Raw genomic sequence first — 14,656 nt, forward strand, 5'->3', positions numbered from 1 at the left:
TGCAGAGCTTTGCGGAGTGATTATGAGCAGGCGTAGTGATCCGTCGCAGGTCGCTGATTGGTCCGGTCCTGTGCCGCATCTTGGCGGCGCCTGCAAAGCGCTGCTAAGTTGCTGAAAACAGAGAGTGCATTCGGGGGATGCTATGAGCGAGGCGACTGACTATTCGATTGATCCGCAGATGGCGCAGGCCATGGAGCGGATGATCAAGATTGTCGAAGAGGAAGGGCTCCCGCCGCTCTCCATTGACCCGAGCCCGCCGGAATCCCGTGTCCGGATGGAAGCGGAGCGATCCTGGTGGAATCAGGATTTGCCGGAAATGGCGGATGTGCGCGAAGAGCATATCGATGGCCCGAACGGCCCGATCCGGGTGCGCCTGCTTTACCCAAACGTACCGCGCCCGGCACCTGTTCTGGTCTATTTCCACGGTGGTGGCTGGGTTGTCGGCTCGCTTGAGACCCATCATCGGGCGATGCGTTATCTCGCGCTGCAGAGCGGATGCGCTGTGGTCGCAGTCGATTACCGCCTCGCGCCGGAGAACAAGTTTCCGGCGCCCCTGCAGGATTGTGTCGCGGCGATCGAATATGTCCGGGACAATGGGGCTGACTGGGGCCTAGATGTCGAAAAGATTGCTGTCGGCGGCGATAGTGCGGGCGCAAACCTGGCGCTCGGGTCGGCGCTGTCGATGCGCGACAAGGGTGCCAGTCCTATCCGCTCTCTGACCCTGTTTTATGGCTGCTTCGACCGGGATCTCGAAGATGAGTCCCATACCTTGTTTGGCGACGGCTCTTTCGGTCTCTCCTCTGCGTCGATGCGGTGGTACTGGAATCACTATCTGCGCGATGATGAGGATGCAGTGAACCCCCTGGCGTGTCCGCTGAAGGCGGATCTCGCAGGATTGCCGCCGACCCAGCTTTATCCGGCCGGACTTGATCCGCTGCGAGACGATTCAATCGTCATGCATGAGCGGATGAAAGCGGCAGGGGTGCCCGTGGAATACAAACTCTATCCCGGTGTTTGTCATGCTTTCATCAACCTGACCCGGATGGTGGACCTGGCGCATGAACTGATCGGCGATGCTGCGACCGCGATCCGGCGTAACCTTAACCTAACCTGATGTCTCGGGCCGTTCTTTGGGCAGGCGGAGGGTCAGAATATTGGTCATCAGTATGGTCCCAGCCAGCATGTAGAAGACGGAGGCTAGGCCGAACTGATCCGCCAGCATGCCGCCGATGACCGGCATGACAATGGAGAAGCCACTTTGGGTTCCGAACATCAGGCTGGTGGCTGACCCGGCCAGACGACTCGGAGTGAGGTCCATCATCCAGCTGTGCACTACAGGTCGAACCGCATAAAGCACGAAGCCGAGTAGTGATATACCGGCAACAAAGGCCGCCTGGCTGCCGAGGAAGGTGAGGCTTGTAATCAGCACGGTGGAGGCTGTCAGCCCGGCGAGCACGACTGTCCGGCGTCCAACCCTGTCGGACCATATTCCCGCCGCTGGTGTTGCGATGACGCCGCCGACCTGCATGGCGGCCATGGCGATGCCGATCATGACGGGACTGGACTGCATCACGTCCGCCAGATACAGCGGTAGGAAAGCCAACAAACCGCCCTGGGTCATGGAACGGAATCCGCTCATAATGCACAGGCCGAGGATGGCTCGGTTGGCGATGACAGAGCGGATACCGGCGAAGTATTCAGACAAACCAACACCAGGTGCCGTCGCGTCTTCTGACTTTGTCGTCTCGTAGCGCATGAGAACGATGAAGAGGATGCCGGCAACAGCAAGCGCTGGCAGGGCGGAGATCTCCGCCGCCTGCTGCCAGCCAAAAGCGGCCATCAGGGCACCGGCGGTGAGCGGCGCCACGGTATCGCCGGCACTGGCGCCGAGCCCGTGAATGGACAAGGCGTAGCCCCTGCTCTTTGGATATCGGTTTGACAGGAATGAGATTGCCGGTGGGTGCCAGAGATTACTTGTGACGCCGAGCACCACGACAAGCCCGGCGAGGGCGAAGAAGGTGGTGGCAAGCCCCATAACCATTAAGGCCAAAGCACCGATGGCGACTGACAGTACCTGAAAGATCACACGGCGGCCGGAAAGATCCACCAGTGGCCCGCTGAAAAAGTTCGCAGCGAAAGCACTGAAATGAAGCACACTGACCAGTGCTCCAGTCTCCGTGTAGCTAAGCCCGAGAGCCGTCGACAGGGCTGGGAGCAGCAGGTAGAAGACAGCACTCGTCCAATGGATGGCGCCGTGGCCGAGGCCAACAAGCGCGATGGGAAAGTTTTCCCGAAGTGGTAGGCCGGTCAGGCGTTCGGAAAGGGACATGGGTATTTCCGGTTACTGGTCTGCCGTCCGCCGCGAGCCATTGGGCAAGGACACATAAAGATGGCTGACCAAACTAGCACGCAAGCCTCGTCTCTCGGCAATCTCCTAGGCGAGTTGATTGATCATGGGATGCTCGAAGCCTCACTGTTTGCTGTCTTGCTGCTCGCCGGGATTTCGATCCTCTATTACACCCTACGCACCGGTGTGCCGCCCATGCCGTCACACCCGTCAGCCCGAAAGGCCGTGTTTCGGCTGATCCCGGGGGATTTCTCACCGGTAACGATTTATGAGCTCGGCTGCGGCTGGGGCGGTATCGCTTTCGAGCTGGCCGCGCGGTACCCGGCTGCACGCGTGGTTGCCATCGAGCTCTCGCCAGTCCCTTGGTTTGTTTGCCAGATACGGAGACTTTTTCAGCGTCGTCTAAATCTTGAAATCCACCGTGGTGATTTCCTTAAGAGCGATCTCTCGGATGCGGATCTCGTATTCTGTTACCTGATGGTCGCGCCGATGCGCGGTCTACAGCGGAAACTCGTCGACGATCTGCAGCCGGGTGCTGTGGTGATCACGAGCACTTTCGCGCTGCCGGACTGGAAGTCAGAGGAAGTACATACAGTGCCGGAATCCATGAGCGCCAATGTTTACCGGTACCGGGTTCCCGGGTAATCACGGTGGACACGGGTGTTAACCTTCCAGCCGTTCCGCGTGCCAGCGCATGTGATCCTGCATGAAGCTGGCAATGAAATAATAGGAATGATCGTAGCCGTCCTGGCGCCGCATAGTCAGGGGGATGCCAGACTTGTCGCAGGCGGCTTCCAGCATCTCGGGCTTTAGCTGGCCTTCAAGAAAACCGTCGGCCAACCCCTGGTCGACAAGGATATCCGGCACCCGGGCGCCATCCTCGATCAAGGCGCAGGCGTCATACTGCCGCCAGTCGGCCTGGTCCGCCCCGACATAATTGCTGAGTGCTTTATTGCCCCACGGGCAGTTAATCGGTGAGCAGATAGGGGCAAAGGCGGAAACGCTTTTGAACCGGTCAGGATTTCTGAGAGCGATGGTCAGCGCGCCGTGACCGCCCATCGAGTGCCCGGTGATCGCTTGCCGTGTCATATCGAGTGGCAGGGCCTGCTCGATGTGAGAAGGCAGTTCCTTCTCGATGTAGCTGCGCATCCTGTAGTTGACGGCCCAGGGGGCCTCAGTGGCGTCGACATAGAAACCGGCACCGAGACCGAAATCGTATGCGCCATCCGGATCGTCAGGAACGTTGTCGCCGCGCGGGCTGGTATCTGGAGCGATCAGGGCTATGCCCAATTCAGCGGCATCGCGCTGGGCACCTGCCTTCACCGTGAAATTCTCCTCGGTACAGGTCAGGCCAGAGAGAAACCAGAGAACCGGAACTTTCGCCGTTTCCGCGGCTGGCGGCAGATAGGCGGCAAATCGCATATCGGTCCCGGTCTCGGAGGAGGCATGGGAAAAGACGAATTGCTTTCCACCGAAGGCCTTGGCTTCGGAGACGGTTGTCAGGGCCGGTACAGTCATTGTTCTCTATCCTTAATTGGCCGTCGGGCCTTTGTCCGCGTTTGGGCAGGAGGCTACACCATGGAGATTGCCTGCGGAACGGTTCCGTTAAAACGGCGGCGTGAGGCAAGGAACGGTCCCATTCAGGTAAACGGGGTTATGTCCGGCGCCTTAGGTCTTTAGGATGCGCGCTGATTTAGTAAGAGGGACCCCATGCCTAAGATCAATGCCGAGCGCCTGCTGAACGACCTGAAAACCCTGCGCTCTATTGGAGCGGTCGAAACGGGGGTCGTCAGGCCCGCATTGAGTGATAAGGATCTGGAGGCGCGGCGCTGGCTGAAGAAGCAGTTCGAAGAGGCAGGTCTGGACACGACTCTCGACGGCGTCGCCAACGTTCTCGGCCGGTCCCGGAAGAATGGACCGGCCCTTATCGTTGGCTCTCATTCGGACACTCAGCCGCGCGGTGGCTGGCTGGATGGCGCCCTCGGCGTGATTTACGGCCTCGAGGTGGCGCGCGCTCTCGCGGAAGATCCGGAAACCTCGGATCTCGCCGTTGATGTGATCTCATGGCAGGACGAGGAAAGCCGGTTCTATGGCTGCATCGGGTCCCGGTCGTGGATCGGTACGCTTGATCCTGAAGTGGAAGCGAACGCGACCGACCGGGATGGTGTGAAGCTGACCGATGCGCTGAAGGATGCGGGGCTGACCGATGTTCCGCGCCTGCGCATGGAAGAGGGCCGCTATGTCGGTTATCTCGAGGCGCATATCGAGCAGGGTGCCTGGCTGGAAGATGCCTGCGAGCAGATCGGTGTCGTCACCGGTATTGTAGGCATCCGAGGCATGACGCTTAAATTTATCGGCGAGCAGAACCACGCTGGGACGACCACGATGGCGCGCCGCAAGGACGCGGCTACGGCCCTTTTCCAGGTGGCCAGTCGTATCCACGAAGAATTCCCGAAGCATGCAAAGCCGACCACGGTTTGGACGCTCGGGCGGGTTGAGATCGAGCCGGGAGCGGCATCTATCGTGCCGGGTTATGCCGAGCTCACGCTGCAATTCCGGGACAGCGAAGAAGCGCTGCTCGACAAGTTCGAGGAAATTGTCGCTGAGCTGATCGCTGAGGTAAATGCGGAGGGCCGCATCAAGGCGAGTGCCGAACGCTCCCGCACGCCGGTCCCGCCATGTGACATGGATGGCGGTTTCCAGGCTCATCTGGCGGCTGCTGCGGAGAAGACTTCTCCGGGCAAGTGGCGACGCATGCCGAGTGCGGCCGGACACGATCCGATGGTACTGAGCGAAGCATTACCCTGTGCCATGTTGTTTATTCCGTCTATCGGGGGCATCAGCCATGATTTCGCCGAGGACAGCCATGAGGAAGACATTGTTGCCGGGTGCCAGGTGCTCGCCGATGCCACTGCGTCCATCCTCAAAACCTCCCAGAAGGAGACATCATGACCTCAGCCGAAAACACGGCGCGCGCTGTCGAGGTCCTCGCAGCGGCGCGCCTCGGCGGTGGGCCGACCGATCGTCTTCCCGACGCGCTAATGCCGGAGACGGTTGCTGACGGGTACGAACTGCAGAACCAGCTCAATGCACATTTGACGCAGTCAGGTTTCGGGCCGGTTGTCGGCCACAAGATCGGTTGCACTACGAAAGTGATGCAGGATTATATGAAGATCAGCGAGCCATGTGCCGGCGAGGTTTTCGCCACCATGGAGTTTCATGAGCGCGCGGATGTTCAGATAAAGCTTTATCACCGGATCGGCATTGAGGTCGAAATCGGGGTCCTGCTCTCGCATGATCTCGCCAAGGACGAGGCTTTTACCCGGGAGTCTGTCAGTGGTTACGTCGAGGCGGTAATGCCTGCGGTCGAGCTCGTTGATGACCGCTATACCGATTATCCGTCCCTGCCGGTGCCAATGCTCGTGGCAGATAATTTTTTCAATTCGGGAGCCATTCTCGGGGCGCCGGTAATGAACTGGCAGCATCTCGATCTCGCGGCGATCACCGGTAACCTCTATATCGACGGGGAAGATGCTGGAGCCGGTGTCGGAGCCGATATTCTCGGCCATCCGTTCGAAGCGCTTGCCTGGCTGGCAAATTTGCGTTGTAAGCAGGGGCGCCCGCTCAGGGCAGGAGAGTTCGTGCTCCTAGGCAGTATTATCAAGACGGTGCATTTTGACGAGCCGGCCCAATGTGTTGCGGATCTTGGCGAACTCGGTCGTATCGAGGTGGATTTCGTCTGATTTGGAGTGCTGGACGGCTTTGGTAGCCGCGAGTCGCGTTTCCGTTTTTGCTATGCATCTGTCTTCCGGCAAGCACATTTCCCGATGATACATACCAGACGTGTTTCATCGCTTGTCGGACACATCTGGCGGTGTCACCATCCTGTGCTCCCACACCACCATGGAAATAGTGTGGGGTTAGTGGTCGATCGTTCAGGAATGGCTTGAGTATGGCAACTTTCGTTCTGGTTCATGGAGCATGGCATGGTGGCTGGTGTTGGCGGCGGGTCGCCGACCGGCTCCGTGCAGCGGGACATGATGTCTATACGCCGACCCTGACGGGGCTCGCTGACCGTTCGCATTTATTGTCACCTTCGGTCAGGCTCCAGACCCATATCCTTGATGTTGCGAACCTGTTGTCTTGGGAAGATCTGGAATCTGTGATCCTGTGCGGACATTCCTATGGCGGGATGGTGATCACCGGTGCCGCAGACCGGGAAGCGCCCCGGATCAAATCACTTGTCTATGTCGATGCCTTTGTGCCCTCGGACGGGGAAAGCGCAATGGACTTGCGACCGCCTGAGCGGGTCAAGCTGGCCTTCGAGCAAGTGAGGTCTGTCGGCAAAGGCTGGTGGATGCCGCCAACCCCGGCAGCGTCATTTCGTGTGAACGAGGCGGATCAGGCATGGGTCGATGCGAAATGCACGAATTTTCCAATGTCTTGTTTTACGCAACCGGTCAGATTGACTGGCGCTGTTGATCGAATTTCCGCCAAGTATTACGTCCGGGCAGACGCGTATAAAGCCCCGCAATTCGACGCTTGTGTCGAGAAATTGAGCGGCAGGCCGGACTGGGACGTAAGGAGTTTTCCTTGCGGACATGATATCATGGTCGATATGCCGGATGAGTTTACCGCCGTGCTGGAAGAAGCTGGCGGTTAGCGATGTTGGTGTCAGCGACGCACCATTATGCGGCGCGGTTCTTGGGGCTGCGGCTAGACGCGATTATGGTTACCTATGAACACTCCCCACTCAATAAAACCCGGTGCGTTTACCGTTTCTTAGGTTCACCGCGACTAATTTCGTCAGTTAACGGTATGCGACAAGTAAAGCCGTTTTCGCTGGCTTGATTAGTAAGCCAGCATGGACTCCTGGACCAATTGATGAGTGATACAGATATCGCTGACCAGTTCAGTTCTTTCAATGCGCTGCATGATAGCGTGTTTCTGATCGATTCAGGCGGTCTCGTCGTTGCGGCAAACACGTCCGCACTCGAAACGCTTGGGCTGACGGCTTTGAAACTGATCGGTAGCCCTTTTTCGAATTATTTTCCTGATAGCGACATGCTTTTTCCCGGAGGGGAGGGGGATGTCGTCGAGATCAACGGGCGCCGCGGTGACGGCTCCGGCTTGTTGCTCGAAGGCCGTTCATCGGTTGTCTACCGCGATGCTAACAGATGTTGTCTTTTGGTTCTGCGTGATCGGCGCAGCAGGGTTTCTCTGGAAGAGAAGCTTGTTTGGGCCGCATTCAACGATCCAGCAACCAGATTGCCGAATTTGGTCGGATTCTGCAGCCGGGTTGGACAACGCGTTCATGCCGGTGAATTCTCGCTCGATGGCACGTCAATGGTCATTGCGATCTCCTTGGGGCGCCTTGGTTTTTTTGCAGGCACGCTTGGCGAAGCAACGCGTGCCCGGATTGTCAGGGAAGCGGGGGACCGGCTGGGGCGCCTGGAGGCTGTCTCTGAAGTTGCTCTGCTAGACGATTCCACCCTCGGTGTTGTGGTCTCGACTGAAGGCGGAGCGGAAGATCTCGCGGGATTGGTTGAAAAGTTGCGCGCTTGTGTCGAGGTCAGTTACTCGCCGAGCGAAAATGCTGCGCGCATCGTCCCGCATTTCGGGATCAGCCGGATCAACGATCCAGACCTCGATCCCGAGGACATCGTGCGTAAAGCTCGTTTTGCCCTGAATGCAGCGATGCAGAAAGCGATTGGCAGTACAGAGATTTACGAAGACGAGACACACCGTGAGGCGGTCCGGAATCTGGTTGTCGAGCACGATCTCCGGCGTGCGGTTTCGGAGCGTAGGGCGGAGTTCTGGCTCGCCTATCAGCCGAAGGTCGACTGTCAAACCGGTGAGATCTCAGGACTTGAGGCGCTGATACGCTGGAATCACCCGAAACGCGGTATCGTGGGGCCGAATGAGTTTCTGCCGATTGCTGGTCGGGCTGGTATTTCATCGGACCTGACATTCATCGTGCTCGAACAACTTGTGGCGCAGATCAAGGAATGGCGAGCGTCAGGGCTCCGTACTGTTCCCGTCGCATTCAATATCGGTGCGGAGGATGTACGTGAGAACCGGCTAGTGCCATTTCTGACGAACCTCCTCCACGATGCCGGGGTTGAGCCTGGTGCTCTTGAGTGCGAGTTGACCGAGACAAGTATTGTTGCCGACATCCGGTCGGCGAAACAGCTTTTCGATCAACTCGTTGCAATGGGGGTGCCGACGGCTGTCGACGACTTCGGCACCGGTTATTCATCGCTTGTCCATATCGTTGATCTGCCGGTCAATGTTGTGAAGATTGACCGATCATTCGTGCAGACAATGGAGGCGAGCAAGGGCAGTAATGCGATCGTCCAGGCCATCGTTGCCATGACAAAGGCGATGGGAGTTGTCTGCGTCGCGGAAGGTGTTGAAACGAGTAAGCAGCTTGCTGATATCCAATCGTATGGATGCGATCTCGCTCAAGGTTACCTGTTCGATAAACCATTGACGCCGGAGGATGTAGAGACCCGGCTGCGTGACACGCATTCATACCGAAATCAGATCGATCAAGACATGGCGATTCTTGTGTGAGATCCCCTGTATGTGCCCTGTTTTTCTGCATGAGCAGTCTCTATCACTTATAGCTGGCTGGTGTCCAAACGCTCTGAGAGAAGTGCGGGATTGAATCTGTGTCTGAGGACGGAAACCAGAAGCAGGATGCGGGTACAGAACCGCCAGAGGCAGACAGTAAAGCACCGAGCCCACCGTCGGCGGGTGGCAGCTTAAAACCGTCGCCCAAAAAAACTGAGCATACGCAGGCCCCGGATTCGGGACTTGATCTCAAATACTTCCTTTGGTTGGCAACTATCGCGGCAGCTATTCTTGCTTCCGTAAGTATGCTGATGGCCCTTGGGCTCTTGATACTCAATTTTGTCTTCGATCTGTTTTTTGGTGTTTCTCTCGTCGGAGATCCAAATTACCTCGGTATGATGCGCGTGACAGGCGTATTTACCGGAATGTCCTTGGTGGCTCACTTGCTTCGGTTACGATTGGTGGCGGTTGAAAACTCGATCCATGCCGTTCCGTTTCCTGACGAGATTATCGCTTCGCCAAATACGGGCGATCCGAAAATCGATAAGTTCGAGTGTCTGGGACGTGTTCTGATCAACGTTTACGATACAGAGGTTGCCGATCTAATTCTCGCGAACCGGTCGCGGATTAGCGAAGCACTTTCTGGCGCACTTTCCCTGGCGGTCAGTGATCCTGTAACGCGCTATTCAAAAGAAAAGATTGAGCACACGCTGCGCATGGGGCTTGGCGACCTCTTGCCGCTCAAGAGCGTTGCGACCGTGAGTCTTACGGAACTTCGCCACAGAGTGCGCTCCTCCCGGCCAAAAGACTGATTGCGGAGGCTTTCCCTGGATAATCCGCTCTGAACAGGATCGAAGGCTTGGTTCAGGATGCGACCTGGGGGCTGTCCATCAGGACGTGATCCGGGTTGAGCGGTTCGAGTAAAGTGTTCTCAAGGTTCGCCGCGCGCAGGTTCGTTTTCTGAACGCGACCTGCTTTTGAGCCGTCGCTTGAGCTGATCGGTGCGGGTTGGATTGATGCGTCTGTCAGGTCTGCCCGGCGTAGATTGCAGCCCCACAGGCAGGCACCAGATAGATTGCATCCGCGCAGGCTCGCCATCTCGAAATCGGAATTTGTGAGATCTGCCAGGATCAGCATAGAGCCATTGAACTGCGTTCCCCTGAAACTGACATCACGCATTTGAGCGCCACTGAGATTGAGGTTTCTAAGGTCCGCATTGTCGAGGTTAACGCCCTCGAGATCGGCGCGTGCGCCTCTCGCACCTCCGGTCGAAACCCAAAAATCATGCTCAATGAGTTGACGATGCAGCTCTACGGACATCGGGTCCATTGCTGCGTGCAGTCGCGCACTTTTCATGTCGACGCCGGAAAGATCCGCATCTTTGATCAGGGCGCCGATCATAACAGCGCCCTTGATCATCGCATTCTTTAAGGTGGCGCCGCTCAGGTCGGCTCCGGTCGCGATGGACTGGCTGAGGTCGGCTGCATCCAGTGCCGCGCCGACAAGCTTGGCGTTCCGCAGTGTCGCGCCACTCAGTCTTGCGTTGGACAGATTACTGCGTTCCATGTTCGCGCCGGACAGGTCCGCATTTTCCAGGATTGCACCGGAAAGGTCCGCCCGCTCCATATTGGCGTGATGCAACTTGGCATCGGACAGATTGAGCGGCGTCGTGTCGCTTTCGCTTCCGGACCATTTGGTTTCGGTCAAACGCCCTCTGGTACGGGACAAATTGGCGCCACGCATATCCGCGTCAGTGAAGTTGACCGATGCGATAACTGCCGAGGTGAAATTTGCCTTCTCCAGTTTAGCGCCGCGGAAGTTCGCAGACATCAGGTCAGCACCGGACAGATCGGCACCAGACAGGTCAGCGCCTTCCAGGTTTGCACCCTGAAGGTTGGCGCCGCGCAACAGGATATTTCGCATCTTCTTGCTGCGAAAATCACTGCCGAACAGGTTTGTCTCCGAAAGGTCCGCAGGTTTTCCAAGCGTTGAATCATCCAGCCACAGCATGTGCTGGTGCAGGGTGTTTTCCAGGGACTCTTTCGAGATGTAATTGAGAGAGCTCATGCTGTTCACCCTATAGGATGCTGTTTAAGGGTTCGTTAAGAGTGGTGCTAACCAAGAGCTTGAGGACACTTAATCGAGGCTGGACGGAGCAGCAGCGCACCGGCATAAAGGCGGATTGATGGTCCAGGTGCTGTATATAAGGGGTTCGGTGTGGCAATTAACAAGATCGTTGAGGCGCGCGCTGACGCGGTATCCGGTGTGAAGGATGGGGGCACGATCCTGATCTCCGGATTCGGTGCCGCTGGCGTGCCGACGGAACTAATCCATGCACTGCTCGACCAGGGCGCCCGCGATCTGACGGTGGTCTCGAACAATGCCGGGACTGGAGATCGGGGACTTGCCGCCCTTCTGAAAGAGGGCCGGGTCCGCCGGATCGTCTGCTCCTATCCACGTTCCGCTGGCTCCATCGCTTTTGATGAGTTGTATGCTGCTGGAAAGATTGAACTGGAACTGGTGCCGCAGGGAACGCTCAGCGAACGGATGCGCGCAGCTGGAGCGGGAATTGCCGCGTTTTACACGCCAACAAGTGTGGGCACGCAGCTCGCCAAAGGCAAGGAAGTCCGTGAGATCGACGGACGGGAATATGTTCTGGAATATGCCCTGAAAGGTGACGTGGCACTGATTCAGGCCGAGAAGGCCGATCGTTGGGGCAATCTGATTTACAATAAGTCAGCCCGGAATTTCGGTCCGGTCATGGCCACCGCTGCTGAGTGCACCATCGTCGAAGCACGTCAGATCGTTGATCTGGGCGAAATTGACCCTGAGACCATCGTGACGCCGGGAGTTTTCGTGGACCGCGTCTTCCACGTTCCGGCAGTTGCCATAGCTGCCTAAAGATGCCGGGTAAGCTACAGCCAGCCGCCTGAGGGCGGCTGGGGCTGGATTTGTTGAAAATAAACCTGAGGCCGCTGGACTCAGGCTTTGCAGCCGCGCTTGCGGCATTCCACCAGATACTCGATTGCCTTGGTCACGCCACCAGGCGTGTAAGGGATGTCGAGATAGGCGAAGGTGGCTTCCACGCTGGCGAGTGCGCCGTAAAGCATCGGCTCGTTCATGTCGCCCATGTGGCCAATACGGAAAGCCTTGCCGCTGAGATTGCGCAAGCCGCCACCCAGGGCGCATTGCAATTCGTCGCGGCATACATCGCGGATCTGGGTGCCGTCGATGCCTTCCTTAAGAAGGATTGTGGTGACACCGTCCGCGCGCTGATCCGGATTGATCGCGTTCAGTTCCATGGCGCCGGCCTGGCCCCAATGCTCGACCGCTAGCCGGGTGGCCTGGGCCAGCCGTTTGTGCCGGGCGAAAACATTCTCCAGACCTTCCTCAAGCAGCATGTCGAGAGCGGCACGTAGGCCATAGAGCTGGACCTGCGGGCTGGTGCCGCAGAACGTCCTGTAGCTTTCCGAGGCGAGCCGCAAGGACCAGTCCCAGTAGCGTCGCTGTGACGTTGCTTTCTTGTGCGCCTCGAGTGCTTTGGGAGAAGCGGCCACGAACCCGAGGCCTGGCGGCATCATCAGGCCTTTCTGGGAGGCGGCCACGGCAACGTCGACACCCCATTCATCCATCCGAAAATCGGTGACGGCGAGCGTCGGGATCGTATCGACCAGAAGCAGGGCAGGGTGCTCCGCATCGTCAATTGTTTTGCGGATCGCCGGAACGTCGCAGGTGACGCTGGTGGCGGTATCCGTCTGGATCAGCAGAATGCCTTTGATCTCGTGGTTTTTGTCGGCGGCGAGGCGATCCCTAATCTTGGTCGGGTCTATGGCCTGACGCCAGTCGCCCTTTAAGGTTTCAGTGCGCATCTGCAGCGCTTCTGCCATCTCACCCCAGCCGGTCGAGAAATTGCCGAGTTCCGGGACAAGCAGCAGATCACCCGGGGACATGGTGTTGACCAGAGCGGCTTCCCAGGCGCCATGCCCATTCGAGGCATACATGAAGAGCTCGTGCTTGGTTTTGAAGACTTTCTTCAGGTCCTCGAAGCATGTCTCGATCATGGAAAGCGCGATAGGATCGCCAAGATCCATCGGGTTCCGGACCATGGCCCTTTGGACCCTCTCTGGCACGTTGGTCGGGCCGGGGGTGTTAAGCAGGTTCCGACCGCGCTTGACGCTGTAACCAGACATATCCGTAGCTCCTGTTTCTCCGCGCCGGAACGCCGGTACAGCAAGCTTAACCCGGCAACGATCCGGCACTATCCACGTTTCTCTTTGGGTGATCCGTAAGGAATCCCGTCTATTCGGGACGTGCGACCTGAGTTATATGGTCAGTCGCGCGAGGCGGCAACACTTCAAAAGCGAGTGTGAGGCGCTATTATACGGCACGACTTATAACGCATCTGGAGCATCAGGATGGCCATGGAAGCGGCGGGACTGGATATCGCAGTGACTAAATTGACGCGGAATCAGGTCGCTTGGCGTGCAGCCAACGAAATCCCCGACGGCAGTTACGTGAACCTCGGGATTGGCTTGCCGACCACCTGCGCGAATTTCATGCCCGAGGACCGCGAGATTGTTTTGCATAGTGAAAATGGCATCCTCGGCGTCGGTCCCGCTCCTGAACCGGGCACCGAAGACCCCGAACTGATCAATGCCTCGAAAGACCCGATCACCTTGGTTCCAGGCGGTTCATTCTTCGTGCATTCGGATGCCTTCGTCATGATCCGTGGTGGCCATATCGATCTCGCACTGCTCGGCGCCTTCGAGATCTCCGAAAAAGGCGACCTCGCGAACTGGACTACCGAGAACCCGAAATTTCCGCCGGGTGTCGGCGGCGCGATGGATCTTGCGGCCGGAGCCAAACAGGTCTGGGTCCTGACCGACCACGTGACCCGCAAGGGCGAGCCGAAAATCGTCAAAAGCTGCAGCTATCCGCTGACGGCGAAGCATGTGGTGACGAAGATCTTCACGGATCTCGCTGTGATCGACGTGACCGACAAGGGGATGATTGTCCGCGAAATGGTCGAGGGACTGACGCTTTCTGGACTTCAGGAGCTTACTGAGCCTGAACTGACCTTGGCGCCGGACTGCAGTATCCTGTCCGCTCCCGCGGTCTAATATTCGCGTTGGTTGACTCGATCCGGATCCCCGGTTTCACTGCGTTTCTTAATGCGGCAGGAGCCGTGCAGCTTTACTGGGGACGTTCCTAAGTCATGGATGCAGTAGAAATTTTGCCAGCTCGCGCAAGTGACAGGGAAGGGCTGACCGACCTTGTACGCGAGTTGAAAGATTTCGAGCGATACCTGCATCAGGCACGGCAGCCGGGTGACAGGGTCGCGGCGGATCATGTTGACTATTTGATCCATTCTGCCGAAGAGGGCGCCGGCGCTATCTTTATTGCCTGGGTAGGTGCAGACATTGCCGGATTCGTTGCCGGCTGGATGGCGCTCGATCAAGACCCTTTGAATTTTCCGGAACTGGCTTCGCACGGCTATGTTTCGGATGTCTTCGTATTGCACCGATGGCGCGGCAAGGACATTGCCTTGCAGCTTCTCGTGGCGATTGAAAACCATCTGAAGAATCAGGGAGCCAGACGGCTTCGTATCCATACGCTCGCGCGCAATGCTGCGGGACTCGCCGCTTACCGTGGTTTTGGCTTTGACCCGATGGAACTTGTCCTGGAAAAACCACTCTAGAACAACACTCTAAAGAACATGCCGGTAAGGCAGAC

Annotated in this window: 14 protein-coding genes; 10 read left to right on the forward strand and 4 right to left on the reverse strand. The window is 57.7% G+C overall.

Features of this window, described 5'->3' with window-relative positions; all coding sequences use genetic code 11:
* Window positions 1-142: 142 nt before the first annotated feature.
* A complete protein-coding gene (locus ABJ076_RS13735; protein WP_348194044.1) occupies window positions 143-1,114 on the forward strand; it encodes an alpha/beta hydrolase fold domain-containing protein in 972 nt (323 codons plus the stop codon).
* Here the strand turns inward: ABJ076_RS13735 and ABJ076_RS13740 are convergent.
* Entirely contained in the window at window positions 1,106-2,329 is a 1,224-nt protein-coding gene (locus ABJ076_RS13740) for an MFS transporter (RefSeq protein WP_348194046.1), read from the reverse strand. The two genes, ABJ076_RS13735 and ABJ076_RS13740, sit on opposite strands and share 9 nt — an antisense overlap.
* Window positions 2,330-2,389: 60 nt before the next feature.
* Here ABJ076_RS13740 and ABJ076_RS13745 point away from each other — a divergent pair, with 60 nt between their 5' ends.
* On the forward strand, window positions 2,390-2,992 hold the full coding sequence (locus ABJ076_RS13745; protein WP_348194048.1) for a class I SAM-dependent methyltransferase: 603 nt from the start codon (window positions 2,390-2,392) through the stop codon (window positions 2,990-2,992).
* An 18-nt stretch (window positions 2,993-3,010) separates the two neighbouring features.
* Here ABJ076_RS13745 and fghA read toward each other — a convergent pair whose 3' ends face one another.
* Entirely contained in the window at window positions 3,011-3,865 is an 855-nt protein-coding gene (gene fghA, locus ABJ076_RS13750; RefSeq protein ID WP_348194050.1) for an S-formylglutathione hydrolase, read from the reverse strand.
* A gap of 192 nt (window positions 3,866-4,057) precedes the next feature.
* Here fghA and ABJ076_RS13755 point away from each other — a divergent pair, with 192 nt between their 5' ends.
* The 5 genes from ABJ076_RS13755 (at window position 4,058) to ABJ076_RS13775 (ending at window position 9,735) form a co-directional block, all read left to right on the forward strand.
* Window positions 4,058-5,299, forward strand: a complete 1,242-nt coding sequence (locus ABJ076_RS13755; protein WP_348194052.1) for a M20 family metallo-hydrolase — start codon at window positions 4,058-4,060, stop codon at window positions 5,297-5,299.
* Window positions 5,296-6,090, forward strand: coding sequence for a fumarylacetoacetate hydrolase family protein (locus tag ABJ076_RS13760; RefSeq protein WP_348194054.1), 795 nt, complete (start codon window positions 5,296-5,298; stop codon window positions 6,088-6,090). The genes ABJ076_RS13755 and ABJ076_RS13760 overlap by 4 nt, the downstream gene beginning before the upstream one ends.
* 209 nt (window positions 6,091-6,299) lie before the next feature.
* Window positions 6,300-7,010, forward strand: coding sequence for an alpha/beta fold hydrolase (locus ABJ076_RS13765; protein WP_348194056.1), 711 nt, complete (start codon window positions 6,300-6,302; stop codon window positions 7,008-7,010).
* Between the two features lie 221 nt (window positions 7,011-7,231).
* A complete protein-coding gene (locus ABJ076_RS13770; protein ID WP_348194058.1) occupies window positions 7,232-8,923 on the forward strand; it encodes an EAL domain-containing protein in 1,692 nt (563 codons plus the stop codon).
* 98 nt (window positions 8,924-9,021) lie between these two features.
* Window positions 9,022-9,735 (forward strand): hypothetical protein, encoded by a 714-nt coding sequence (locus tag ABJ076_RS13775; RefSeq protein ID WP_348194060.1) that lies wholly within the window; start codon window positions 9,022-9,024, stop codon window positions 9,733-9,735.
* A gap of 52 nt (window positions 9,736-9,787) precedes the next feature.
* On the opposite strand, the gene ABJ076_RS13780 is transcribed toward ABJ076_RS13775, so the two are convergent.
* Window positions 9,788-10,990 carry a pentapeptide repeat-containing protein gene (locus ABJ076_RS13780; protein WP_348194062.1) on the reverse strand — a complete coding sequence of 401 codons (1,203 nt, stop codon included), beginning with the start codon at window positions 10,988-10,990 and terminating at the stop codon, window positions 9,788-9,790.
* 156 nt (window positions 10,991-11,146) lie between these two features.
* Here ABJ076_RS13780 and ABJ076_RS13785 point away from each other — a divergent pair, with 156 nt between their 5' ends.
* On the forward strand, window positions 11,147-11,824 hold the full coding sequence (locus tag ABJ076_RS13785) for a 3-oxoacid CoA-transferase subunit A (protein WP_348194289.1): 678 nt from the start codon (window positions 11,147-11,149) through the stop codon (window positions 11,822-11,824).
* A gap of 80 nt (window positions 11,825-11,904) precedes the next feature.
* Here the strand turns inward: ABJ076_RS13785 and ABJ076_RS13790 are convergent, their stop codons facing one another.
* Window positions 11,905-13,113 carry an aminotransferase class V-fold PLP-dependent enzyme gene (locus ABJ076_RS13790; RefSeq protein ID WP_348194064.1) on the reverse strand — a complete coding sequence of 403 codons (1,209 nt, stop codon included), beginning with the start codon at window positions 13,111-13,113 and terminating at the stop codon, window positions 11,905-11,907.
* A gap of 252 nt (window positions 13,114-13,365) precedes the next feature.
* On the opposite strand from ABJ076_RS13790, the gene ABJ076_RS13795 reads away from it, so the two are divergent.
* On the forward strand, window positions 13,366-14,043 hold the full coding sequence (locus ABJ076_RS13795) for a 3-oxoacid CoA-transferase subunit B (protein ID WP_348194291.1): 678 nt from the start codon (window positions 13,366-13,368) through the stop codon (window positions 14,041-14,043).
* A gap of 95 nt (window positions 14,044-14,138) precedes the next feature.
* The gene (locus tag ABJ076_RS13800) at window positions 14,139-14,621 is read left to right on the forward strand and encodes a GNAT family N-acetyltransferase (protein ID WP_348194066.1); all 483 of its coding nucleotides are present in this window, start codon (window positions 14,139-14,141) and stop codon (window positions 14,619-14,621) included.
* Window positions 14,622-14,656 lie beyond the last annotated feature (35 nt).

This window comes from Nisaea sp. (genome assembly GCF_039990255.1).
In the GTDB taxonomy this organism is placed as follows: Bacteria; Pseudomonadota; Alphaproteobacteria; order Thalassobaculales; family Thalassobaculaceae; genus Nisaea.